Raw genomic sequence first — 23,778 nt, forward strand, 5'->3', positions numbered from 1 at the left:
CGGCTCTCCGTCGTGGCCGGTCGCGCGGTTCCCTCCCCCTTGGAACGAGGGCGCTCCCCCGTAGGGTGCCTCCATGACCCAAGGAGCAGCCGTACACGTACAAGGGCTCTGGAAGCGGTTCGGGGAGCAGGTCGCCGTCGGCGGGATCGACCTGGAACTGCCCGCGGGCCGGTTCATCGGGCTCGTCGGCCCGAACGGGGCCGGGAAGACCACCACCCTCTCGATGGTGACCGGACTGCTCAGGCCGGACCAGGGCACCGTCGAGGTCGTGGGCCGTGACGTGTGGCGCGACCCGGCGGCGGTGAAGGCCCGGATCGGCGTCCTGCCCGAGGGCCTGCGCCTGTTCGAACGGCTCTCCGGGCGCGAACTCCTCGCCTACACCGGCCGGTTGCGCGGCCTGCCCGGCCCGGAGGTGGACAAACGCGCCACTCAGCTCCTCGACGTCCTCGACCTCGCGGGCGCCCAGCACAAGCTCGTCGTCGACTACTCGACGGGTATGCGCAAGAAGATCGGCCTCGCCGCCGCTCTCCTCCACAACCCCGAAATCCTCTTCCTCGACGAGCCGTTCGAGGGCGTCGACCCCGTCTCCGCGCAGACCATCCGTGGCGTCCTGGAGCGGTACACGGGATCGGGCGCCACGGTCGTCTTCTCCTCCCACGTGATGGAACTCGTCGAGTCGCTGTGCGACTGGGTCGCCGTCATGGTCGCGGGGCGCATCCGCGCCCACGGCCCGCTCGCGGAGGTCCGCGGCGACGCGCCCTCCCTCCAGCAGGCGTTCCTCGAACTCGTCGGCGCGCACGGCCGCACGCCCGGGGCCGATCTGGACTGGCTGGGCGGCGGCGCACGATGAGCACCCCGGCGAGCATCCCCGCGAGCACCGCGTCGGGCACCCCGGCGAGCTCCTCCGCGCCCGCCTCCGCCGTGTCGATCACCCCCGTCGTCGTACGGCTGAAGCTGTCGCTCCTGCGCAACGGGCTGCGGCAGTCGGGCGGGCGGCGGGCCGCGTACGTCACCTCGGTCGCCCTCGTCCTCCTCTTCGCCGCCCTCCAGCTGCTGGGCCTGATCGCCCTGCGCGGCAACCCGCACGCCGTCTCCGTCACCGTGCCGCTCGTGGTGGTCCTGGCGCTCGGCTGGGCGGTGATGCCGCTGTTCTTCCCGAGCGGCGACGAGACGCTCGACCCGACCCGGCTGGTCATGCTGCCGCTGCGGCCGCGCCCGCTCGTCAAGGCGCTGCTCGCGGCCTCGCTGGTCGGCATCGGACCGCTGTTCACGCTCTGTCTGCTCGTCGGGTCCGTCGTCTCGGTGGCGCACGGCACGGCGGCGTACGTCACCGCCGTCGTCGCCGTGGCCGTGGCCCTGCTCGTCTGCGTGGCCCTCGCGCGCGCCGTGGCCGCCGCCAACATCCGGCTGCTGTCCAGCCGTAAGGGCCGCGATCTCGCGGTGCTCAGCGGACTGGTGATCGCGGTCGGCGCGCAACTGGTCAACTTCGGTGCGCAGCGGCTCGGTTCGGCGGGCGGCCTCGCGGAACTCGACCCGGTGGCGGAGGTGCTGCGCTGGGTGCCGCCGGCGTCGGCGATCGGCGCCGTGGACGCGGTGAGCGAGGGTTCGTACGGGGCCGGGGCCGTTCAACTGGCGCTTTGCGTGGCCGCGCTGGCGGGGCTGCTGGCGCTGTGGTCGCGGCATCTGACCCGCCTGATGACCTCACCGGACGGCTCGACGCTGCGGACCGCGGAGCCGGCCCGGGAGAGGGGCCCTTCGGGGCTCGGCCGGCTGCTGCCGTCGGGACGCACCGGGACGGTCATGGAGCGCAGCCTGCGGTACGTGTGGCGGGACCCGAAGACGAAGGCCGCGTGGGTGACCTCGCTGGCCATCGGGCTGATCGTGCCCGTGTTCAACGCGCTGCAGGGCACCGGCTCGGTCTACTTCGCGTGCTTCGCGGCCGGGATGCTCGGGATCCAGATGTACAACCAGTTCGGGCAGGACACGTCCGCGTTCTGGATGGTCGCGATGACGATCTCGTCCCCGCGCGACGCGTATGTCGAACTGCGCGGGCGGGCACTGGCGCTGCTGGTGATCACCCTGCCGTACGCGACGCTCGTGAGCGTCCTGACGACCGCGCTGCTCGGCGACTGGACCCGGCTGCCCGAGGTGCTGGGACTGTCCTTCGCGCTGCTCGGCGCGATGCTGGCCACCGGCGCCTGGTCGTCGGCCCGCTTCCCGTACTCGATCCCGCAGGAGGGCTACAAGAACGTGGCCCCCGGGCAGGCGGGGCTCGCCTGGATCTCCATCTTCGGCGGGATGGTCTCGGCGGCGCTGCTCAGCGCTCCCGTCATCGCCCTCACGATCTGGGTGAACGTGACGGCGGACGGAGACCGGTGGAGCTGGCTGCTGCTGCCGCTGGGGGCCGGGTACGGGGCGCTGATCGCGCTGCTGGGGCTGCGGATGGCCGCGCCACGGACGGCCCGGCGGCTGCCGGAGATCCTGGCGGCGGTGAGCAAGGGGTGAGCCGGGGCGCGTCCGTGAGGTCCCGTCGTCCGCCCGGAGGGCAGGCCCCACGGCGCCCGGTGCGTGCTCTCGGTGCGCCGGGCGCAGGCCCTCGTACCGGACGTACTCAGGGCACTCAGGGCCGTGCCCGGTGCGGCGAGTGGGGGGACCTCCCACGCCCTTGAGGCAGTGGGGGAGCGTGCCGGGCGTCGCGAGGCACGCGCGCCCTCGCGGACACGCCCCAGGGGCGCGCGCGGGCCGGGTTCCCGGGTTCCCGGTCAGCCGGTGAGGACGCCGTCGAGGAACGGCTCGATCGCGGTCCGCCAGGCCTGCGGCCGGTCGTAGTGCACGAGGTGGCCGGCGTCGGCCACCTCCGCGTACCGGCCGTGCGGCAGGACACGGACCATCTCCTGGGACTCCGCCCGGCCCAGCTCGCCGTCCAGGCCCCTGACGACCAGGGCGGGGCACCGGACCTGGGCGAGCTCCTCCCAGTGGGCGTCGTACACCCAGGTCTCGCGGGACTTCAGCATCTGCTCGGGTTCGAAGACGGGCCGCCAGCCGTCGGCCGTCTCGTGCATCACCTCGGCGTAGAACTCGCCGCGGGAGGGGCTGGGGCGCTCCACCCAGGGGTCGTCCTCGCCGAACCACTTCCGTACGTCGGCGAGCGTGGCGAACGGCATCGGCCAGGCCTTGAACCAGTGCTCCCACTCCCGCTGCGACGCGGCGCCTAACGCCGAGGCCCGCATGTCGCAGATGACCAGCCCGCGGACGAGGTCGGGGCGCTTGGCGGCGAGCTGCCAGGCGGTGAGCGCGCCCATGGCGTGACCGACGAGGACGGCCGGGGCGAGACCCAGCTGCTCGAGGGCGGCCTCGGCGTCCTCGACGTACGCCTCGCGGGTGTACTCCTCCTGCGGCGCCTTGTCGCTCCGGCCGTGGCCGCGCTGGTCGAGCGCGACGGCACGGTGCCGCCCGGAGAGCCAGCGGGCGGTGGGGGCCCAGTGCGAGGCGCGGCCCATGAGGCCGTGCAGCAACAGCACTCCAGGGGCCGACGGGCCCGGCGGGCCCGTCGGGGGAGCGTTCTCGGGAGAATCGGCGAACTCCCACGCAGCCAGGCGTAGACCGCCCGCGCCTGTCACGTCGATGCGCCGCACCATAGGTCTGGCACCCCCCTAGCTCGCTCGGACCGCCCGCTCCCACTCGAGCCCGCCGGTCCCTCGTACCGCTCCGTGCCGCTTCCTGCCGCTGTCGTGCCGCTGTCACCGCTGATGTGCCCAGATCGCCGGCGTGCCGCCCGTGCCGCTTCCTGTGCCGCTCCACGGGTACCCGGTACGCCCGTCGTACGCCGCCACATTATCGAATAGACATTCGAAAATAGCCCGCTCGGCGACAACACCCCTCGTTCGAGTGACCACGAGCGGGGATTGACCGCCGCTGCCGAGGGGAGATCTTCAGCGGGAGGCGGACCGCTCGGGGACAACGGTCCGAAGGGGATGACCCTGGGAGCTCGGGGCTCCGGGTCAGCACAGGGGAGGACAGGCCCCGGCGCCATCTGGTGCCGGGGCCCTCTCCCTGTCTGCGGCACATCCTCCCCGCCCCCTCCCCGACCGTGCGACATCCCTCTCGGACACGGTCAAGAGCCCTCAGGTCATATGCCTCACGCGACAGCCTCGCACGCAAATGGTCTCGCCGCTGCGATTCGGCACACTGAATCTTGGTTTCGACGACACAGTGCAGGCGTCACAACTACCTCTGCCGCCCCGGGAGTTGACACGACCACGCCGACCGGGCCGGGGCCCGCCGCACGGCCTTCACGGCGCCCGGCGGTGGTGCGGGCCTCGGGTTTCGGCCCTGTCCGGCGGGCTCCCGGGAGCGGACCCCGGGGTCCGGCCGAAGCCGGGCCCCGCGGCCCGCGCCCGGGGGCTGCCCCTCGCGGGCTCAGGGCCGGGGGACGCGCACCGAGGTGTCGACGCCCGCCCACGAACACCGGACGCCGGCGCTCCGTACGGAACTCCCGCCGTCCGCGGCGCGCACGCCGCCCACGGCCACCGGCGGGCCGCCCGACGCCCACCGCCGCCCGTGGCGCGTCAGCGCTTCGCGACGAACACGTGGGACGCGACGTCCGACTCCAGCTCCGCCGCCTCACCACCGCTGCCGACGAGCACGCCGCCCGCCGACTCCGTCACGCTCACCACGGAGCCGGGCTGCACACCGGCCCGGCGCAGGGTGTACATCAGCTGCGCGTCCGTCTGGATGGGCTCGCCGATCCGGCGTACGACGACGGTCTTGCCGTCCAGGCCCGGGTCGAGCTCGGCCAGCGACACCATGCCCTCGTCCAGGAACGGGTCGGCGCCGTCCTTCTCGCCGAGCTCCTCAAGACCGGGGATCGGGTTCCCGTACGGAGACTCGGTCGGGTGGCGCAGCAGTTCGAGGACGCGCCGCTCGACGGCCTCGCTCATCACGTGCTCCCAGCGGCAGGCCTCGGCGTGCACCTGCTCCCACTCCAGGCCGATCACGTCGACGAGCAGGCACTCGGCCAGACGGTGCTTGCGCATCACCCGGGTGGCCAGGCGGCGGCCCTCGTCGGTGAGCTCCAGGTGCCGGTCGCTGGCGACCGCCACCAGACCGTCGCGCTCCATGCGCGCCACCGTCTGGCTGACCGTCGGGCCGCTCTGGTCGAGCCGCTCGGCGATCCGGGCGCGCATGGGGACCACGCCTTCCTCCTCCAGCTCGAGGATGGTGCGGAGATACATCTCCGTGGTGTCGATCAGTCCGGACATACGTGCCCCTCGATTAGCTCTGCCGGAGGCTCGGTGGCTCACCGGCTTGTGCGCTGGCCCTGAACTCAATTCTGACGCATACCACTGACAACCGTGCCTCGCCGGGGAAACCGCACAATGACGACTGCCTCCGCTTCCTCCGCGGCGATGCGGGCGGCGGCCCGGCCGGATCGGACACGACCGGCGTCCGGGCGGGCGTCCGGGGCCCGGCGCCGTCCCCGGGTGTGCGGCGCGGGCGCCTGGTGCCCGCGGCCGGGCGGCTTGGCCGTCGGGCCGCGCGTCGGCGGCCCCGTGCCCAGTGTCGCCCCCGCGGGCCGTATTGACACGGCAGTGGTCCAGACCGCAACGTGATCCGCGACACGACGGGAGCAAGGCTGTACCGGGCCGCCGGTTCAACCGCTCGCCGGCCTTGTGCCGACGCGACTTCTAAGGGGCTTCGCCGATGAGCGACAGCAAGCTGGCCGGGCAGTTCTTCGACGCCGCGATCGGCCTGCTGCAGCGGGTGCGGGACGAGTGCGCCGAGGACGTCGAGGCGGCCGGCGCCCTCATCGCCGACACCGTCACGGAAGGCGGCCGGCTGTTCGCCTTCGGCGCCGGGCACTCCTCGCTCGCCGCGCAGGACGTCGTCTACCGCGCGGGCGGTCTCGCCCTGATGAACCTGCTCACGGTGCCGGGCGTGGTCGGCGTCGACGTCATGCCGGCGACGCTGGGCTCCGCCCTGGAACGGGTCGACGGCCTCGCGAGCGCGGTCCTCGACTGCAGCCCGCTCCGCGCCGGCGACCTGCTCGTGATCATCTCCCTGTCGGGCCGCAACGCGCTCCCCGTCGAGATGGCCATGAACGCCCGCGCGCTGGGCGTGAAGGTCATCGGGGTCACCTCGGTCGCCTACGCCTCGGAGACGACGTCCCGGCACGTCTCGGGGACGTATCTGAAGGACCACTGCGACGTCGTCCTCGACTCGAAGATCGCGGTCGGGGACGCGGAACTGACCCTGGACGCCATCGAGGCGCCCTTCGCCCCCGCCTCCACGGTCGTCACGTCGGCCCTGCTCCAGGCCGTCATGGCCACGGCCGCGGGCGCGCTGGCCGGCCGCGGCGTCGAGCCGCCGCTGCTGCGCTCGGGCAACGTGGACGGCGGCCACGAGTGGAACCGCCGTGTGATGACGGAGTACGGGGACCGGATCTTCTACCGGCGCTGAGCCGTCCGGCCCGGACACCGGCGCCGGGCCGGCGCACCGGCCCGGGACTCACCGCCGTGACCGTCACGCCCCAGCGGTCCCGGAGGTCCCAGCGGTCCCCGGAGGTCCGGGAACACACCCCTGAGGCCGTCGCGCCGCGCCTACGGCCGCTCCACCAGAGCCTGCAGATCCAGCGCCATGGCGATCCGCACCGCCACGTCCTCCGCGTACGTGGCGTCCGTGCGCTCGAACTGGCTGCGCCCCGCCCCGCGCAGAAACGTCACGACGCCCAGCGTCCGCCCCCGGCTGCGCAGCACCGCGCACAGGGCGTGCACCGAGTCCGCCGGCCAATGGCGGGCCGCGGCCCACTCCCGCGTCCGTTCGGGCGTGCTCTCGCCGGAGCCGGCCCGCACCGAGCCGGCCCGCTCCACGCACTGCAGCGCGGGGTGCCCCTCGGCGTAGCGCACGGGCAGCCCGGCCTGTCCGGTGAGCAGACTCGGACCCGGCGCCCCGGCCGGCGTGGCGGTGACCCGTACGAGCCGCACGGGCCCTTCGCCGTCGGCCACCGGGCCGCCCGCCACACGGTCGATCAGCGCGTGGTCGGCGAATCCGGCGAGCGAGAAGTCCAGGTGGACGGTGGCCGCCTCGCCCGGGTCCTCGCACTCGGCCGCGGCTCGCGCCGCCCGGTGCAGCTGATTGGCCCGGAACCGCAGCAGCGCCGCCTCCTGCTCGGTCTGCCTGGCCTCCGTCACGTCCTGGAAGAGCCATCCGACACCGAGCGGGACCGGTTCCTCCGTGAGTGGCGAGGCGAGCCGCACGAAGCCGCTGCGCCAGCAGCGCCTCTTCTCGCCGTCCGTCGAGCGCACGCTCACCCACATCTCGGCGGGCGCGGGCGGCGCGCCCTCGGCGAGCACATGGGTGAGCGCGCTCTCCAGCTCCTCGACACCCTGCGACAGCAGCTCTCCCAGGGGCCGCCCGAGCACCGCCGTGCGACCCGTCCCGAGGGCTCGGGCCGCGTGGGCGTTGACCACGGCGGGCCGCAGGTCCGCGTCGACCAGCACCACGCCCCAGCTGGCGTCCTCGAACAGCGCCTCGCTCAGGGCGATGGACCGCTCGAGGTCGATCTGCGCGTGCACCTCGCTGAAGGCGCAGTACACCCCCGCGGGCTTGCCGTCGGGCCCGCGCACGGCGGCGGACTGGGTCCGGACGAGCACCCGGCCGCCGTCCTTGGTCAGCAGCGCGAACTCGTTCACCTGCCGGCCCGGGGCCTCCATGGCGGACAGCAGCCGCCCCTCGACCGACTCGGCGTCCGCGGTCCGTACCGCCCACCCGGCGAATCCGCGCCGCCCCACGGCCTCGGCCGCGGTCCAGCCGAGAATCCGCTCCGCCTCCCGGTTCCAATGGGTGACGACCCCGTCGGCGTCGAACGCGCACAGGGCCGCGTCCATCCCGTCCAGCAGCGCGGCAAGCAGATCCGAACCATCCGGCTCGGGCTCGTCCGGCCCCAGCTCATCGGTGGTCCCACTACGCCGGGAAGCACTCACCTGGACCCCCTGCAGGCTGCGTCCGCACGTACGGCGAGACAGTTCACTCACTGGCAGTCATTCAACTCGAACGTGACCCAGCCCACACCTGATTCCCCGAAGATTGGACGAAAACGTTGCGCGCCAGGAATTCCGTCCCACCTGTCCCAGGAGCCGCGGGCCGGTCGAAAAAACAGTTGAGCGGTTCGCGATCCGTTCCTAAGGTGTGGTGCACACGAGAGAGGAGGTGGTTCGGCAGATGTATGCAAACCGGACGCGTGAGGTGGCTGCGGGCTAGCGGCCCGTCACCCCATTCAGTGCGGTGCCGGACCCGCGCGTGAAGCAGCGCGCAGCCGGCCCAATCTCCAGCAGTCACCCGACCCGCGAGTTCGCCGGTACGTCCGGCCGGCTCCTCCGCCGCGAGGCGGAGGGACCCGAACTCGCGGGTCGCCTGCGTTGTGCGGGACATGTGAGGTGGGACACATACGTTTGTGGGGCTCCGCAGTACTCTTACGCCATGCTTCCGATGCTCGTTCGACGCCGGCACGTGGACTACGTGCGTGTCACGAGCATGGGCTGTCGGCCCAGCGCCTGACCTCGCCCTCACCTTCTCTCCCCCGGCACCCGTGGCCCCCGCCCCACCCCCGGCGGCCCTCACGGGCACCCCGTACACCCCGCGGACGCACCCCATGACGACGTACCCGTCCTCCTCGCCGTACCAGCAGCTCCCGATCATCGACCTCTCGGCGGCCGACCGCGGCCCGCAGGCCCGTGCCCTGCTGCACGCGCAGCTGCACAGCGCCGCCCACGACGTGGGCTTCTTCCAGCTCGTCGGACACGGGGTGAGCGCGGCCGAGACCGGCGCCCTGCTCGACGCCATGCACCGCTTCTTCGCACTGCCCGAGGCCGACCGGCTCGCCCTCGACAACGTCGGCTCGCCGCACTTCCGCGGGTACACGCGCACCGGCGACGAGCGGACGGGCGGCAGCCAGGACTGGCGGGACCAGCTGGACATAGGCGCCGAGCGGCCCGCGCGGACACCCGGCGCGGGTGAGCCCGCCTACTGGTGGCTGCAGGGCCCGAACCAGTGGCCCGCCGCGCTGCCGGAGCTGCGCACCGCCGCCCTGACCTGGATCGACCGCCTCGGCTCGGTCGCCGCACGGCTGCTGCGCGAGCTGCTCACCGCCATCGGGGCGCCCGCCGACTTCTACGAGCCGGTCTTCGGGGAGCGGGCCCATCCGCATCTGAAGCTCGTCCGGTATCCGGGGAGCGCGGGGGACGGCGCCGGTCAGGGCGTGGGCGCGCACAAGGACTACGGGTTCCTGACGCTGCTGCTCCAGGACACCGTGGGCGGGCTCCAGGTGCAGCGGGCGGACGGGCTCTTCCACGACGTGCCGCCGATGCCGGGAGCGTTCGTGGTCAACCTGGGCGAACTGCTGGAGGTCGCCACCAACGGCTACCTGGTCGCCACGAACCACCGGGTCGTCAGTCCGCCCGGGGCCACCGAGCGGTTCTCCGTGCCCTTCTTCTACAACCCGCGCCTCGACGCCCGTATCGAGCCGCTGGTCTTCCCGCACGCGTCCGCCGCGCCCGGGATCACCGACGACCCGACGAACCCGCTCTTCGCCGAGTACGGGTTCAACGAGCTGAAGGGCAAGCTGCGGGCCCATCCGCTGGTCGCCGCCCGTCATCACGCGGACCTGCTCACGCCCGCGTGATGACCGGCGGGCCCCGAGGCGGGCCCCGGAAGCGGGCTCAGTGCGCGATGCGCTCGTAGCCCTTGATCTCCTGGGGGCCGCGCGGGCCGGGGCCCACATAGTGCGCGGACGGCCGTACGAGCCGTCCCGTGCGTTTCTGCTCCAGGATGTGCGCCGACCAGCCGGCCGTGCGGGCGCAGGTGAACATCGAGGTGAACATGTGCGCCGGGACCTCGGCGAAGTCGAGGACGATGGCGGCCCAGAACTCGACGTTCGTCGCCAGGACCCGGTCCGGGCGGCGGGCGTGCAGCTCCGCCAGGGCGGCCTTCTCCAGCGCCTCGGCCACCTCGAAACGGGGGGCGCCCAGGTCGCGGGCGGTGCGGCGCAGGACCCGCGCGCGCGGGTCCTCGGCACGGTAGACGCGGTGTCCGAAGCCCATCAGGCGTTCGCCCTGGTCCAGCGCCTGCCTGACGTACGCCTCGGCGTCCCCGGTGCGCTCGATCTCCTCGATCATGCCGAGGACGCGGGAGGGGGCACCGCCGTGCAGCGGGCCCGACATCGCGCCCACGGCTCCGGAGAGCGCCGCCGCCACGTCCGCGCCGGTCGACGCGATGACGCGGGCGGTGAAGGTGGAGGCGTTCATGCCGTGTTCGGCGGCGGACGTCCAGTAGGCGTCCACGGCGGCCACGTGCTTGGGGTCCGGCTCGCCGCGCCAGCGGATCATGAAGCGTTCGGCGATCGAGTGCGCCTTGTCGATCTCGCTCTGCGGGACCATGGGGCGGCCCTGCCCGCGGGCGGACTGGGCGACGTACGAGAGGGCCATGACGGCGGCGCGGGCGAGGTCCTCGCGGGCCTGCGACTCGTCGATGTCGAGGAGGGGCTTGAGGCCCCAGACGGGCGCGAGCATGGCGAGCGCGGACTGGACGTCGACGCGGATGTCACCCGAGTGGACGGGGATCGGGAACGGCTCGGCGGGCGGCAGGCCGGGGTTGAACGCGCCGTCGACGAGGAGTCCCCAGACGTTTCCGAAGGAGACGTGACCGACCAGATCCTCGATGTCGACGCCCCGGTACCGGAGTGCGCCGCCCTCCTTGTCCGGTTCGGCGATCTCCGTCTCGAACGCGACGACTCCTTCGAGTCCGGGTACGAAGTCGGACATCAGGCGGCTCCTCATGATGTGTGCGACAGGGGGTCTGCGGGCGGGTGCTGCGATGGACCGTGCCGTGGGAAACCATGCGCCGGTGACGGGTGGTCGACGTCCGGTTCCACGGTCGGCTCGTGGACTCGTGGTCCGGTACGTATCCCGGTGATGCCCCGTGCGGCCGGCGGTCACCCCACCGGAGCGGCAGCAGCACGATATCCCCGAGTGCCACCTTTGGGGAGAGCACGCGGCACTCAGTGCCACGCAGTGATGAACCCCACTCCCGCCGAGTGGGGGTCGAAGTACGGCAAGATGACCGCGTGAACGACCGTTACCCGGATGAATCCGCCGAGCCCCTCGTCCAGCGCGCGGCCGAGGCCGCCGCCGAAGAACAGGCCGGAGAAGGAGCCGGCGCGGAACTCGGCACCGACCCCGCCGCGATGCGCGCCCACTACCGCGCCGAGGGGCTCGTGGAGTCCGATCTCGCCCCGCGTCCCATGGACCAGTTCGCCCGCTGGTTCAGACAGGCCGCGCAGGCCGCCGTACGGGGTGTCGTGTACGAGCCGAACGCGATGGTCGTCGGCACGGCCGACGCCGACGGGCGGCCCAGTTCCCGCACGGTGCTGCTCAAGCAGTACGACGAGCAGGGCTTCGTCTTCTACACCAACTACGAGTCCCGCAAGGCCCGGGAACTGGCCGCCAACCCGTACGTGTCGCTGCTCTTCCCCTGGCACCCGATGGCCCGCCAGGTCATCGTCACCGGGACGGCCCGCCGCACCGGCCGCGACGAGACGGCCGCGTACTTCCGTACCCGCCCGCACGGCTCCCAGCTCGGCGCCTGGGCCAGCGCCCAGTCCTCGGTCGTCCCCTCCCGCACCCCACTCGACTCCGCCTACGCGGAGCTGAGCGCCCGCTACCCCGAGGGGGAGCAGGTCCCGGTCCCTCCGAACTGGGGCGGCTTCCGCGTCGCCCCGCGGACGGTCGAGTTCTGGCAGGGCCGCGAGAACCGCCTCCACGACCGGATGCGGTACACGGCGGAGCCGGACGGCGGCTGGAAGGTGGAGCGGCTCAGCCCGTGACGGCGGCCCGGCTCAGTCCAGCACCCCGTTCAGGATCTCGCCCCACTGGGTGACCACCCGCTCCCGGCGGGCCGCGTCGTCCGTGAGCAGGTTGGCGAGGCCCAGGCCGCGGGACATGTCGAGGAAACCCTGGACGGTCTCCCGTACGCCCGTGCGGGACTCGTCCGCGGCCAGCAGGTCCACGGCGATCCGGTGGGTCTCGCGGCCGACGCGGGCCTCCAGTTCGGTGACCCTGAGGCGGAGCTGGTCCTCGTTGGAGGCGGCGACCCACAGGTGGAGGGCGGCGCGGAAGAGCGGGCCGGTGAAGAGGTCGACGAGGGCCGTGACGACGGCGCGCCGGTCGGCGGCACCCTCCGGGAAGAGGGCGCGCAGGGCCGTGGAGCGCTCCTCGGCGACGTACTCCACCGCCGCCGTGAACAGGTCCTCGCGGGTCGGGAAGTGGTGCTGGGCGGCGCCCCGGGAGACGCCGGCGCGTTCCGCGACGACGGCGACCGTGGAGCCCGCCCAGCCGTGTTCGGCGAGGCAGGCCACGGCGGCCGCCAGCAGCCGTTGCCGGGTGGCCCGGCTGCGGTCCTGCTTCGGGACATGCGGAGGGCGGGAGCCGCGCGAGCCCTGAGCCGCGGCATGGCTACGGTGCGCGTCCCCCGCGTCCCCCGTACGTTCCGTGGGCTGCGGATCTGCCGGGTCCGTCGCGTCCGTCGCGTCGTCCGAGGCTTCCGCCGTGTTCACACCACCCATGCGGGATCCCGTCGTTCGAGGAAGGCCGTCATCCCCTCGCGGGCCTGTACGGAGGAGAACAGCTCGGCCGAGAGCGCCGTCAGGGCGACCGCGTCCCGGTCGAAGGCCTCCAGCACCTTAGCCGTGAGCAGCCGTTTCGTCTCGGCGAGGCCTTGCGGGGAGGACCGGCGCAGGCCGTCCAGGACGGGGGCGAGAGTCACGTCGACGTCGGCGCCCGTCGCGGTCAGCAGTCCCGTCCGTACGGCCTCGGCCGCGTCGAAGCGTTCGCCGGTGAGGTAGTAGCGGGCGAGGGCTCGGGGGTCCGTGCGGGACAGCAGGGGGAGGGAGATGACGGCGGGCGCGACGCCGATGCGGACCTCCGTGAAGGCGAACGTGGCCTCGGCGGAGGAGACGGCGATGTCGCAGGCGCCCAGCAGACCGAGACCGCCCGCCCGGACGTGCCCGGTCACCCGGGCCACCACCGGCTTGGGCAGTTCGACGATCCGCCGCAGCAGACCGACGAGCGCGTCCGGGTGCGGCGGGTCACGCAGGTCGGCGCCCGCGCAGAACGTGTTGCCGGTGTGGGCGAGGACGACCGCGCGGACGTCCTCGTCCTCGCCGCACCGCGTGAGCTCCTGGGCCAGTTCGCCCACGAGCGCGGACGACAGGGCGTTGCGGTTGGCGGGCGAGTCGAGGGTGAGGGTGGCGACGGCGCGGTCCTGGTCCGCGCGCACGACGGTCATGACCGGCCCCGCAGTTCCCGCCGCAGGATCTTCCCGGAGGCCGCCCGCGGCACCACGTCGACGAAGGTGACACCCCTGACCCGTTTGTACGGGGCGACGCGTTCGGCGACGTACATCATGACCTCGCCCTCGGACAGCCCGGTGGCGGACCGCTGACGCACCACGTGGGCGTGCGGGACCTCGTTGTTGTCCTCGTTGTAGACCCCGACGACGGCGGCGTCCGCGATGCCCGGGTGGGTGAGCAGGAGTGCCTCCAGTTCGGCCGGCGCGACCTGGAAGCCCTTGTACTTGATGAGCTCCTTGACCCGGTCGACGACGAAGAGCCAGCCGTCCGCGTCCGCGTACCCGACGTCCCCGGTGTGCAGCCAGCCGTCCGGTTCGATCATCTCGGCGGTGGCGTCGGGACGTCCCAGATAGCCCTTCATCACCTGGGGACCGCGGATGACGATCTCCCCGGCCTCGCCGACGCCGAGTTCCTCGTCCGGGTCGTCGAGGGAGACGATCCGCATCTCGGTGCCCGCGACCAGCCTGCCCACCGTCCCCGGGGGCGCGTCGGCGGCGTCCAGCGGGACCAGGTGGGTGCAGGGGGAGAGTTCCGTCATGCCGTAGCCCTGGCCGATGGGCGGGAGGCCGAGCCGCTCGGCGCAGGCTGCGGCAAGCTGGGCGTCCAGGGGCGCGGCGGAGGAGATGACGTACTTCAGGGACGACAGGTCGTAGCCCGCGACGGCCGGGTGCTTGGCGAGCGCGAGCACGATCGGCGGGGCCACGAACAGGCCCGTGATGCGGTGCCGTTCGATGGCCGTGAGGAACGTGTCGAGGTCGAAACGGGGCAGCACGACGACGGTGGCGCCCTGTCGCAGGGGCGCGTTCATCAGAGCCGTCAGCCCGTAGATGTGGAAGAAGGGCAGCACCGCGAGGATGCGCTCCCCCTCGTCCATCGGCACCGAGCGCGCCAGCTGCGCCAGGTTGGTGGCGATGGACCGGTGGGTGAGCATCACGCCCTTGGGTATGCCGGTGGTCCCGGAGGAGTACGGGAGGGCCGCGACGTCCGTCACGGGGTCGATGTCGATCCGTGGCTCGGGCGCGGCCGAGCCGAGCAGGTCGACCAGTGACCGGTGCCCCGGCGCGCTGTCGCAGACGAATATCTCCCGTACCCCGCCCGCCAGTTCCGCGGCCCGCAGGGCCGTCTCCAGAAGGGGTGAGACGGTCACGATCCAGCTCGTGGCGCTGTCCCGCAGCTGCTTGGCGAACTCCTCGGCCGTGGCGAGCGGGTGCACGGTCGTGACCGAGGCCCCCGCGCGCGTGGCGCCGTAGAACACCGTCGGGAACGCGATGGTGTTCGGGCTGTGCAGGGCGAGCACGTCGCCCTTGCGGAGGCCCGCGTCGGCGAACGCGGCGGCCAGCCGGCGGTGGAACCGGTCGAGTTGGCCGTAGCTGAGCGTCGTGCCGTCGACGCCGTCGACCAGCGCGGGCATGTCTCCGCGCTCGGCGGCCCGGCCGAGGACGGCCTCGTGGATGGGTTCCTCGACGGCCGGGACATCGGCGTACACACTGCGGAACACGGGTCCTCCTGGAGCGGCTCGCTGGTAGGACTGGCCGGTGGGTTCTTCGGTGGGAGGACCCACCGGGGCGCTCGGGCGGTACGGGCGGCCGGTGGGCTTCTTCGGTGGGAGGACCGGCCGGTGGTCCGCTCCGGTGCGGCCCTTCGGCGCGCCCCTCAGTACGATTTGGGCAGTCCCAGGGTCTGGTGGGAGACGTAGTTGAGGATCATCTCCCTGCTCACCGGGGCGATACGGGCCACCCGTGAGGCCGTGATCAACGAGGCGAGGCCGAACTCGCGGGTGAGTCCGTTGCCGCCGAGGGTGTGCACGGCCTGGTCGACCGCCTTCACACAGGCCTCACCGGCGGCGTACTTGGCCATGTTGGCGGCCTCCCCGGCGGCGACGTCGTCCCCGGAGTCGTACAGGTAGGCCGCCTTCTGCATCATCAGACGGGCGAGTTCGAGCTCTATGTGGGCCTGGGCGAGCGGGTGGGCGACGGCCTGGTGGGCGCCGATGGGGGCCTTCCAGACGGTGCGCTCGCGGGCGTACTCGACGGCACGGGAGAGCGCGAAGCGGCCCATGCCGATCGCGAACGCGGCCGTCATCACCCGCTCCGGGTTGAGCCCGGCGAAGAGCTGGAGCAGACCCGCGTCCTCGTCGCCGACGAGTGCCTCGGCGGGCAGCCGCACATCGTCGAGGGTCAGCTCGAACTGCTTCTCCGCGCTCTGGAGTTCCATGTCGATCTGCCGCCGGCCGAAGCCCTCCGCGTCACGCGGGACGATGAACAGACAGGGCTTGAGGCTGCCGGTGCGGGCGTCCTCCGTACGGCCGACGACGAGGGTGGCGTCGGCGATGTCGACGCCGGAGATGAACACCTTGCGGCCGCTCAGCAGCCAGTCCGTGCCGTCCCGGCGGGCCGTGGTGGTGATCCGGTGCGAGTTGGAGCCGGCGTCGGGTTCGGTGATGCCGAAGGCCATGGTGCGGGTGCCGTCGGCGAGGCCGGGCAGCCACGCGCGCTTCTGCTCCTCGGTGCCGAAGCGGGCGATGACGGTCCCGCAGATCGCGGGGGACACGACCATCATCAGCAGCGGACAGCCGGCGGCGCCCAACTCCTCCAGGACGAGGGAGAGTTCGGCTATGCCGCCGCCTCCGCCGCCGTACGCCTCCGGCAGGTTCACGCCCAGGTAGCCGAGCTTGCCCGCCTCGGCCCACAGTTCGGTGGGGTGGCGGTCCTCGCGAATGGCGCCGGTCAGGTAGTCGCGGCCGTAACGCCTGCCGAGGGCGGCGACGGCGGCACGGAGGGCTTGGTGCTCTTCGGTCTCTGTTACGGGGCTCATCGGGCCTCCTGAGTACGGAAGGTGCGGGTCTTTCGTGGCGGAGCGCGCGGTCACCCGCGGCCCTTATCCGGGCACGTCGTTGTCCACGACCGCCAGCAGAGCCCCCATCTCCACCTGCTGGCCGGGGACTACGCGCAGAGCGGTCAGGGTGCCGTCGGCCGGGGCGGAGATCCGGTGCTCCATCTTCATCGCCTCCAGCCACAGCAGGGGCCGGCCGGCCTCCACCCGGACTCCTTCGGCGAGGCCCTCGGCCACCCGGACCACCGTGCCGGGCATCGGCGCGAGCAGGGAGCCGGGGGCGTGGTCGGCGGTGGGTTCGGGGAAGCGGGGCAGCGCGGTGAGGGCGGTGGAGTTCACGTACACCTGGTCGCCGTGGCGTGCCACCCGGAACCGCTCCCGCACACCGTCCACTTCGAGGACGACGAGACCGGCGTCGGCGCTCACGACGCGCACTCCCTCGGCGGTCAGCCCCTCCCGGGTGTGCCGGTAGCGGACCTCGTGCTCCTGTCCCGCCACGAGGTAACGCCTGATCTGCGGCTGGGAGGGCAGATTGCGCCAGCCGCCGAACCGGGAACGGCCGTGCGCGTCGGCGAGGGCTGCGGCCAGCGGCGCGTACGGCTCGGCGACGGGCGTCGTGAGAGCGGCGAGGTGGCGGTCGTAGAACCCGGTGTCCATGCGGCCCTCGGCGAACTCCGGGTGCCGCAGGGACCGTACGAGCAGGTCCCTGTTGGTGACCGGGCCGTGGATGTCCGCCCGCTCCAGGGCACCCGACAGGGTGCGCAGGGCCCGTGCGCGCGTGGGGGCGTGGGCGACGGCCTTGGCGAGCATCGGGTCGTAGTGCACACCGATCCGGTCGCCGTCGCCGTAGCCGGTGTCCAGGCGGACGCCGTCCGGGACGGCGAGGCGGTGCAGGGTGCCGGTCTGCGGGGCCCAGGCGGCTGCCGGGTCCTCCGCGTACAGACGGGCCTCGACCGCGTGCCCGCGCGCGGGGGGCGGAGCGTCGTCGAGCGCGGCACCCTCGGCGACCTGGATCTGCAGCGCGACGAGGTCGATCCCGAACACCGCCTCGGTGACGGGGTGTTCGACCTGGAGGCGGGTGTTCATCTCCAGGAAGTGGGCGGTGCCGTCCGCGATCAGGAACTCGACGGTCCCGGCGCCCACGTAGTCGACGGCGCGGGCGGCGCGTACGGACAGGTCGTACAGCGTGTCGGTGAGCCGCTGCCCGAGCCCCGGGGCCGGGGCCTCCTCGATCACCTTCTGATGGCGCCGCTGGAGCGAGCAGTCGCGCGTGCCGAGCGCCCAGACCGTGCCGTGCGTGTCGGCGAGGATCTGCACCTCGACGTGCCGGCCGCCCTCCACGTACGGCTCGACGAAGACCTCGCCGTCGCCGAAGGCGCTGAGGGCCTCGGCCCGCGCCGCCTCCAGTTCCGTTTCCAGAGCGGCCAGTTCGCGCACGATCCGCATACCGCGCCCGCCGCCGCCCGCGGCCGCCTTGACCAGCACCGGAAGGTCGTCCGTGGTGACCTCCACCAGCGGGGCAAGACCCATCAGCTTCTTGGCGCGGGTCTTGGACGCCATCGCCTCGATCGCCTCGGGCGGCGGCCCGATCCAGACCAGGCCCGCGTCGAGGACGGCCCGCGCGAAGTCCGCGTTCTCGGAGAGGAAGCCGTATCCGGGGTGCACCGCGTCCGCTCCGGCGTCGAGGGCCGCTTTCACGACCAGGTCGCCGCGGAGGTACGTCTGCGCGGGTGTCGCGCCCGGCAGCCGCACCGCCGCGTCGGCCTCCCGTACGTGCAGGGCGTTCTCGTCGGCGTCCGAGTGCACGGCGACGGTCCGGATCCCGGCCTCCCGGCAGGTGCGGAAGACACGGCAGGCGATCTCGCCCCGGTTGGCCACAAGGATGGAACTGATCATGGGGAGGGACCTCACATCCGGAAGACGCCGAAGCCGCCGCGCGCGCCCTCGTAGGGCGCGGTGTGGATCGCGGACAGGCACAGGCCGAGGACGGTGCGGGTGTCACGGGGGTCGATCACCCCGTCGTCGTACAGCCGCCCGGACAGGAACATCGGCAGGGACTCCGACTCGATCTGCTGCTCCACCATGGCGCGCAGGGCGGCGTCGGCCTCGTCGTCGTACGGACGGCCCTTGGCCGCCGCCGACTGCCGGGCGACGATGGACAGGACGCCGGCGAGCTGCTGGGGGCCCATGACGGCGGACTTGGCGCTGGGCCAGGCGAACAGGAAGCGCGGGTCGTAGGCCCGTCCGCACATGCCGTAGTGGCCGGCTCCGTAGGAGGCGCCCATCAGGACGGACAGGTGCGGGACACGGCTGTTGCTCACCGCGTTGATCATCATCGCGCCGTGCTTGATGATGCCGCCCTGCTCGTACTCCCTGCCGACCATGTAGCCGGTGGTGTTGTGCAGGAAGAGGAGCGGGATGTCGCGCTGGTTGGCGAGCTGGATGAACTGGGCGGCCTTCTGCGACTCGGCGCTGAACAGCACGCCCTGGGCGTTGGCCAGCACCCCGACCGGGTAGCCGTGCAGCGACGCCCAGCCCGTCGTGAGGCTGGTCCCGTAGAGGGGCTTGAACTCGTCGAAGTCCGAGCCGTCGACGATCCGGGCGATGACCTCGCGCGGGTCGAAGGGGTGCCTGAGGTCGCCGGGCACGATCCCCAGCAGCTCGTCCTCGTCGTACTTGGGCGGGGCCGCCGGTCCCGGGTCCGGGTACGCCTTGCGGTGGTTGAGCCGGGCGACGACGCGCCGGGCCTGCCGGAGGGCGTCCCGCTCGTCGACGGCGAAGTAGTCCGCGAGACCCGACACCCGCGCGTGCATCTCCGCGCCACCCAGGGACTCGTCGTCGCTCTCCTCGCCGGTGGCCATCTTCACCAGCGGCGGACCGCCCAGGAAGACCTTCGCCCGCTCCTTGACCATGATCACGTGGTCGGACATGCCGGGGACGTACGCGCCGCCGGCGGTGGAGTTCCCGAAGACGACGGCCACGGTCGGGATGCCCGCCGCCGACAGCCGGGTCAGGTCGCGGAAGATCGCGCCCCCGGGGATGAAGATCTCCTTCTGGGACGGCAGGTCGGCGCCGCCCGACTCGACGAGGCTGATGCAGGGCAGCCGGTTGGCGAGGGCGATGTCATTGGCCCGCAGCGCCTTCTTCAGGCTCCACGGGTTGCTGGCACCGCCGCGCACCGTCGGGTCGTTGGCGGTGATCAGGCACTCCACGCCCTCGACGACCCCGATCCCGGTGACGAGCGAGGCCCCCACCGTGTACGCGGGGGCGTCGCTCCCCCAGGCCGCCAGCGGCGACAGCTCCAGGAAGGGGGTGTCGGGGTCGAGCAGCAGCTCGATGCGCTCGCGGGCGAGCAGTTTGCCGCGCTCCCGGTGCCGGGCGACGTACTTCTCGCCGCCGCCCGCGAGCGCCTTGGCGTGCTCGGCGTCCAGCGCGGCGAGCTTGGCGAGCATGACGTCGCGGTGGGCGGTGTGTTCGGGGCTGTGGGCGTCCAGGGCGGACGCGAGGACGGTCACAGGAGTGCCTCCGGTATGTCCAGGTGGCGGGAGCGGAGCCATTCCCCGAGGCCCTTGGCCTGGGGGTCGAAGCGGTGCTGGGCGGCGACCCCCTCGCCGAGGATTCCCCCGACGACGAAGTTGAGGGCGCGGAGGTTGGGCAGCACATGGCGGACGACGTCGAGCTGACGGCTCTCGGGGATCAGACTCCGGAACCGGTCGGCCGTCAGCTCGTGGACGAGCCAGCGCCAGGCGTCGTCCGTACGGACCCAGACACCGACGTTGGCGTCGCCGCCCTTGTCCCCGCTGCGGGCACCTGCCACCAGACCGAGCGGGGCGCGGCGCGTCGGCCCGGCGGGCGGCGGCTCGGGCGGGTCGGGCTGCGGCGCCGGTTCCAGGACCAGGGTGGCGCGGGCCGGAGCCACCGGGACGCGGCGCCCGTCCGGCAGGACCGCCACCTGCTCCACGGCGTCCTGGGGGACGCGGGAGTCCTCGAACACCCCGTACGGCGCGCCCTTTCCCGGCGGCGCCAGCACATGGAAGCCCGGGTAGCTCGCCAGGGCCAGTTCGACGGCCGCCCCGCCGAGCGTGCGGCCGACCGCGTCCTGGTCCGGGTCCCGTACGACGAGACGGAGCAGGGCGCTCGCGGTCTCCTCGGTGGGGGCGTCCGGCCGGTCGGTGCGGGCCAGCTCCCAGCGGACCTCCGCCGGACGCGACTTGGCGGCGTCGAGCGCGGTCTCCATCTGGTCCCGTACGAGCGCGGCCTTCGCCTCGATGTCCAGCCCGGTCAGGACGAAGACGACCTCGTTGCGGAAGCCGCCGAGACGGTTCAGGCCGACCTTGAGGGTGGGCGGCGGCGCCTCGCCCCGGACGCCCGCGATCCGGACCCGGTCGGGGCCCTCCTGGGAGAGCGTCACCGAGTCGAGGCGGGCGGTGACGTCGGGGCCCGCGTACCGGGCGCCGGACGTCTCGTACAGGAGCTGCGCGGTGACCGTGCCGATGTCCACCAGGCCGCCCGTGCCGTCGTGTTTGGTGATGACGCTCGTGCCGTCCTCGTGGAGTTCGGCGAGCGGGAAGCCGGGACGGCGCAGCCGCCCCGCCGGATGGTCGCCGAAGAAGGCGTAGTTGCCGCCGGTCGCCTGCGTGCCGCACTCCAGGACGTGCCCGGCGACGACGGCGCCCGCGAGCCGGTCGTACGCGTCCGGGGCCCAGCCGAAGTGGGCGACGGCCGGGCCGGTGACCAGCGCGGCGTCCGTGACCCGTCCCGTCACGACGATGTCCGCGCCCTCGCGCAGACAGGCGGCGATCCCGGCGCCCCCGAGGTAGGCGTGCGCGGCGAGAGTGCCGGGGTGGCCGCGGGTGAGGTCGTCCCCCTCGACGTGGGCGACGCGTACGGGGATGCCCAGCCGCCCGGCCAGCTCCCGCACGGCGCCGGCGAGTCCGGCGGGGTTGAGGCCGCCCGCGTTCGCCACGACACGGACGCCCCGCTCGTGCGCGAGGCCGAGGCACTCCTCCAACTGCCGCAGGAAGGTGCGCGCGTAGCCGCCCGCCGGGTTCTTCAGACGGTCGCGGCCGAGGATGAGCATGGTCAGTTCGGCGAGGTAGTCGCCGGTGAGGACGTCCAGGGGACCGCCGGTGAGCATCTCGCGCATCGCGTCGAAACGGTCGCCGTAGAAGCCGGAGGCGTTGCCTATGCGCAGGGGACGCGGGGAAGGGAGGGAGCCGCTCACTCGCCCGGCTCCTCCTTCCGGCGCCGGTCCTCAGGCGTCGGTGCCGCCGGCCGGGGTTCCCCCGGCGGTTCCTGCGGCAGTGGCTCCGCGGACCGCGCCTCCTTGGGCTGCCGTCCGTCCCCCGGCGGCCCCGCGAAGGCCTGGGCGATGTCCAGCCAGCGGTCGGCGTCGGGGCCCTGTGCCCGTACGGCGAGGTCGGCGCGGTGGGCGCGCTGGGTGACCAGGAGGCAGAAGTCGAGGGCGGGGCCGGTGACCCGCTGGGGAGCGTCCTCGGGTCCGTACGTCCACAGCTCGCCGGTGGCGCTCACGAGTTCGACGCGGAACTCCCCTTCCGGCGGGGTGAGCCCGCGGACCCCGAAGGCGAAGTCCCGTGCCCGGACGCCGATCCGCACCACGTGCCGGAGCCGGTCCGTGGGGGTGCGCGTCACCCCCAGCGCGTCCGCCACGTCCTGGCCGTGGGCCCAGGTCTCCATCAGCCGGCCGGTGGCCACGGAGGCGACCGACATGGGCGGGCCGTACCAGGGGAAGCGGGTTCCGGCCGGGGCCGCGCGCAGGGAGTCCTCCAGCGCCCCGCGTCCCGAACGCCAGCCGGCGAGCAGCGCGGCGGGCGGCCGGGCCGCGCCCTCCTCGGCGCCCTCGTCCACGAATCCGCCGGGTGCGGCGATCGCCTTCTCGACCTCCTTCGCGAAGGCCTCGGCGTCGGTCACGGCGAGCAGCGCGGAGCGGTCCGTCCAGGCCAGGTGAGCGATCTGGTGGGCGACGGTCCAGCCCGGGGCCGGGGTGGCGAGCCGCCAGCCCTCCTCGTCCAACCCGCCCACCAGCAGGTCGAGTTCCTCGCTCTCCCGATGCAGATCGTCGAGCACGGACGAAAGGTCGGACACGATGGCGCTCCCTCGGGGCACGACGATGTGCGGGGTCTTGCGCGGTGCGTTCTGGAGCATGGCAGCGGGCGGAGAAACAAGCAAGCGTGCTTGCATTGATTAGGGGCGGGACATCCGGGGTGGGTGCGGACGCGCCCCTCCCTCCAGTCCCCCCGCCAGGGGGCTGCCGCCCTGGGCACCCGCTTGTCGCCCGAAGGGCTCGTCCTCGAACGCCGGACGGGCTGACATACATGCCCCGGCTTAAGCACCATCAGCCCGTCCGGCGTTTGAGGACGAGGCCGTTCAGGCCGATGCGGGGGTCTGGGGGCGGAGCCCCCAGGGACGGGACGCGCCGGACAGCGAGCGGCCGACAGCCACGCCCCGCTCCGTCCCGGTCACCCCGCGGACGCGGCTACGCGGAGTTCGCCCGGCCCCGCCCCACCTGGGTCCGTACCGCGCCCATGCTCGCCGCGATGACGAGGGCGATCGCGAGGGCCTCGGTGGCGGAGAGCGCCTGGTGCAGGACGAGGAAGCCGGCGGTCGCGGCGACGGCCGGTTCCAGGCTCATCAGGATCGCGAAGGTGGAGGCGGGAAGGCGGCGCAGGGCGAGGAGTTCGAGGGTGTAGGGGAGGACGGAGGACAGGACGGCGACCGCGGCCCCGAGCGCCACGGTCGTCGGGTCCAGCAGCCGGGTCCCGGACTCGGCGATCCCCAGCGGCAGGAACGCCACCGCCGCGACCACCATGGCGAGCGCCAGCCCGTCGGCCTGCGGGAAGCGCCGGCCGGTACGGGCGCTGAAGACGATGTACGCCGCCCACATCGCGCCGGCCGACAGCGCGAAGGCGACGCCCGCCGTGTCGAGGCTGCCGAAGCCCCCGCCACCGAGCAGGAAGACCCCGCCGAGGGCGAGGCCCGCCCAGAGCAGGTTCAGGGCGCGGCGGGAGGCGACCACCGAGAGCACCAGCGGGCCCAGCACCTCGAGCGTGACGGCGGGGCCCAGCGGGATGCGGGCGACCGACTGGTAGAAGAGGCCGTTCATCGCGGCCATGGTCAGCCCGAAGAGGAGGACCGTGGTCCAGTCGGCCCGGGAGTGTCCGCGCACCTTCGGCCGGCAGATCACCATCAGCACGATCGCGGCCACCAGCAGCCGCAGGGTCACCACTCCGAGCGCCCCGGTGCGCGGCATCAGGGTCACCGCCAGCGCGCCGCCGAACTGCACGGAGATGCCTCCGGCGAGGACCAGGCCGACGGGCCCGAGGCCGCCGCGCCGGACCGGGGAACCGCCGCCCGTACCGGGCAGGGGTGCCATCACCGGGGCGACCGGGGTCGCGGACGCCGGGGAGGACGGGACGGCGCTGGGGGTGTTCACGGTGCCTTCCAGGGGCTCGACTCGGGGTGCGTGCATCACGCTGCACTTTCCGGTCCAGAGTAATGGACTCGGTCAGGCGCGTGAACCCTGT

General features: G+C 73.2%; 18 protein-coding genes. 5 read left to right on the forward strand and 13 right to left on the reverse strand.

Features of this window, described 5'->3' with window-relative positions; translation table 11 throughout:
* The first annotated feature begins 73 nt into the window (after positions 1–73).
* Both HEP85_RS18135 and HEP85_RS18140 read left to right on the forward strand, forming a co-directional pair.
* On the forward strand, positions 74–850 hold the full coding sequence (locus HEP85_RS18135) for an ABC transporter ATP-binding protein (RefSeq protein ID WP_168528674.1): 777 nt from the start codon (positions 74–76) through the stop codon (positions 848–850).
* Positions 847–2,505, forward strand: coding sequence for a transporter (locus HEP85_RS18140; protein WP_168528675.1), 1,659 nt, complete (start codon positions 847–849; stop codon positions 2,503–2,505). Before HEP85_RS18135 ends, HEP85_RS18140 begins: the two co-directional genes overlap by 4 nt.
* A gap of 257 nt (positions 2,506–2,762) precedes the next feature.
* Here HEP85_RS18140 and HEP85_RS18145 read toward each other — a convergent pair whose 3' ends face one another.
* Positions 2,763–3,638: an alpha/beta fold hydrolase gene (locus HEP85_RS18145; RefSeq protein WP_168528676.1), complete on the reverse strand. Its 876-nt coding sequence runs from the start codon at positions 3,636–3,638 to the stop codon at positions 2,763–2,765.
* A gap of 930 nt (positions 3,639–4,568) precedes the next feature.
* Positions 4,569–5,261 (reverse strand): metal-dependent transcriptional regulator, encoded by a 693-nt coding sequence (locus tag HEP85_RS18150; RefSeq protein WP_148008965.1) that lies wholly within the window; start codon positions 5,259–5,261, stop codon positions 4,569–4,571.
* A gap of 442 nt (positions 5,262–5,703) precedes the next feature.
* Between HEP85_RS18150 and HEP85_RS18155 the strand changes: the two genes are divergently transcribed.
* Entirely contained in the window at positions 5,704–6,459 is a 756-nt protein-coding gene (locus HEP85_RS18155; RefSeq protein ID WP_168528677.1) for an SIS domain-containing protein, read from the forward strand.
* A gap of 140 nt (positions 6,460–6,599) precedes the next feature.
* On the opposite strand, the gene HEP85_RS18160 is transcribed toward HEP85_RS18155, so the two are convergent.
* Positions 6,600–7,982: a PAS domain-containing protein gene (locus HEP85_RS18160; RefSeq protein WP_369657753.1), complete on the reverse strand. Its 1,383-nt coding sequence runs from the start codon at positions 7,980–7,982 to the stop codon at positions 6,600–6,602.
* Between the two features lie 668 nt (positions 7,983–8,650).
* On the opposite strand from HEP85_RS18160, the gene HEP85_RS18165 reads away from it, so the two are divergent.
* On the forward strand, positions 8,651–9,679 hold the full coding sequence (locus HEP85_RS18165; RefSeq protein WP_168528678.1) for an isopenicillin N synthase family oxygenase: 1,029 nt from the start codon (positions 8,651–8,653) through the stop codon (positions 9,677–9,679).
* 37 nt (positions 9,680–9,716) lie between these two features.
* Here HEP85_RS18165 and HEP85_RS18170 read toward each other — a convergent pair whose 3' ends face one another.
* A complete protein-coding gene (locus tag HEP85_RS18170; protein ID WP_168528679.1) occupies positions 9,717–10,817 on the reverse strand; it encodes a citrate synthase 2 in 1,101 nt (366 codons plus the stop codon).
* 422 nt (positions 10,818–11,239) lie between these two features.
* On the opposite strand from HEP85_RS18170, the gene pdxH reads away from it, so the two are divergent.
* A complete protein-coding gene (gene pdxH, locus HEP85_RS18175; RefSeq protein WP_168533756.1) occupies positions 11,240–11,878 on the forward strand; it encodes a pyridoxamine 5'-phosphate oxidase in 639 nt (212 codons plus the stop codon).
* A gap of 12 nt (positions 11,879–11,890) precedes the next feature.
* On the opposite strand, the gene HEP85_RS18180 is transcribed toward pdxH, so the two are convergent.
* The 9 genes from HEP85_RS18180 to HEP85_RS18220 form a co-directional block, all read right to left on the reverse strand.
* Positions 11,891–12,616, reverse strand: a complete 726-nt coding sequence (locus tag HEP85_RS18180; protein ID WP_248001979.1) for a TetR/AcrR family transcriptional regulator — start codon at positions 12,614–12,616, stop codon at positions 11,891–11,893.
* Positions 12,604–13,338 carry an enoyl-CoA hydratase family protein gene (locus tag HEP85_RS18185; RefSeq protein WP_168528680.1) on the reverse strand — a complete coding sequence of 245 codons (735 nt, stop codon included), beginning with the start codon at positions 13,336–13,338 and terminating at the stop codon, positions 12,604–12,606. The genes HEP85_RS18180 and HEP85_RS18185 overlap by 13 nt, the downstream gene beginning before the upstream one ends.
* Positions 13,335–14,900, reverse strand: a complete 1,566-nt coding sequence (locus HEP85_RS18190) for a 4-coumarate--CoA ligase family protein (RefSeq protein WP_168528681.1) — start codon at positions 14,898–14,900, stop codon at positions 13,335–13,337. The genes HEP85_RS18185 and HEP85_RS18190 overlap by 4 nt, the downstream gene beginning before the upstream one ends.
* Positions 14,901–15,055: 155 nt before the next feature.
* Positions 15,056–16,216 carry an acyl-CoA dehydrogenase family protein gene (locus HEP85_RS18195; protein WP_168528682.1) on the reverse strand — a complete coding sequence of 387 codons (1,161 nt, stop codon included), beginning with the start codon at positions 16,214–16,216 and terminating at the stop codon, positions 15,056–15,058.
* A gap of 63 nt (positions 16,217–16,279) precedes the next feature.
* Positions 16,280–18,130 carry a biotin carboxylase N-terminal domain-containing protein gene (locus HEP85_RS18200; protein WP_168528683.1) on the reverse strand — a complete coding sequence of 617 codons (1,851 nt, stop codon included), beginning with the start codon at positions 18,128–18,130 and terminating at the stop codon, positions 16,280–16,282.
* Positions 18,131–18,141: 11 nt separating this feature from the next.
* Complete coding sequence (locus tag HEP85_RS18205; RefSeq protein ID WP_369657754.1) at positions 18,142–19,749, reverse strand: acyl-CoA carboxylase subunit beta; 1,608 nt, start codon at positions 19,747–19,749, stop codon at positions 18,142–18,144.
* On the reverse strand, positions 19,746–21,458 hold the full coding sequence (locus HEP85_RS18210) for an acyclic terpene utilization AtuA family protein (RefSeq protein ID WP_168528684.1): 1,713 nt from the start codon (positions 21,456–21,458) through the stop codon (positions 19,746–19,748). The genes HEP85_RS18205 and HEP85_RS18210 overlap by 4 nt, the downstream gene beginning before the upstream one ends.
* The gene (locus HEP85_RS18215) at positions 21,455–22,339 is read right to left on the reverse strand and encodes a TIGR03084 family metal-binding protein (protein WP_168533760.1); all 885 of its coding nucleotides are present in this window, start codon (positions 22,337–22,339) and stop codon (positions 21,455–21,457) included. The genes HEP85_RS18210 and HEP85_RS18215 overlap by 4 nt, the downstream gene beginning before the upstream one ends.
* Positions 22,340–22,730: 391 nt before the next feature.
* On the reverse strand, positions 22,731–23,687 hold the full coding sequence (locus tag HEP85_RS18220) for a DMT family transporter (protein WP_168533762.1): 957 nt from the start codon (positions 23,685–23,687) through the stop codon (positions 22,731–22,733).
* Positions 23,688–23,778 lie beyond the last annotated feature (91 nt).

This window comes from Streptomyces sp. RPA4-2 (genome assembly GCF_012273515.2).
GTDB lineage: Bacteria > Actinomycetota > Actinomycetes > Streptomycetales > Streptomycetaceae > Streptomyces > Streptomyces kaempferi.

Excerpts from the sequence above, each read along its gene's own strand:
- HEP85_RS18135 (WP_168528674.1), top strand. The coding sequence starts at position 74 with ATGACCCAAGGAGCAGCCGTACACGTACAAGGGCTCTGGAAGCGGTTC.
- HEP85_RS18140 (WP_168528675.1), top strand. The coding sequence starts at position 847 with ATGAGCACCCCGGCGAGCATCCCCGCGAGCACCGCGTCGGGCACCCCG.
- HEP85_RS18145 (WP_168528676.1), bottom strand. The coding sequence starts at position 3,638 with ATGGTGCGGCGCATCGACGTGACAGGCGCGGGCGGTCTACGCCTGGCT.
- HEP85_RS18150 (WP_148008965.1), bottom strand. The coding sequence starts at position 5,261 with ATGTCCGGACTGATCGACACCACGGAGATGTATCTCCGCACCATCCTC.
- HEP85_RS18155 (WP_168528677.1), top strand. The coding sequence starts at position 5,704 with ATGAGCGACAGCAAGCTGGCCGGGCAGTTCTTCGACGCCGCGATCGGC.
- HEP85_RS18165 (WP_168528678.1), top strand. The coding sequence starts at position 8,651 with ATGACGACGTACCCGTCCTCCTCGCCGTACCAGCAGCTCCCGATCATC.
- HEP85_RS18170 (WP_168528679.1), bottom strand. The coding sequence starts at position 10,817 with ATGTCCGACTTCGTACCCGGACTCGAAGGAGTCGTCGCGTTCGAGACG.
- pdxH (WP_168533756.1), top strand. The coding sequence starts at position 11,240 with ATGCGCGCCCACTACCGCGCCGAGGGGCTCGTGGAGTCCGATCTCGCC.
- HEP85_RS18180 (WP_248001979.1), bottom strand. The coding sequence starts at position 12,616 with ATGGGTGGTGTGAACACGGCGGAAGCCTCGGACGACGCGACGGACGCG.
- HEP85_RS18185 (WP_168528680.1), bottom strand. The coding sequence starts at position 13,338 with ATGACCGTCGTGCGCGCGGACCAGGACCGCGCCGTCGCCACCCTCACC.
- HEP85_RS18195 (WP_168528682.1), bottom strand. The coding sequence starts at position 16,216 with ATGAGCCCCGTAACAGAGACCGAAGAGCACCAAGCCCTCCGTGCCGCC.
- HEP85_RS18200 (WP_168528683.1), bottom strand. The coding sequence starts at position 18,130 with ATGATCAGTTCCATCCTTGTGGCCAACCGGGGCGAGATCGCCTGCCGT.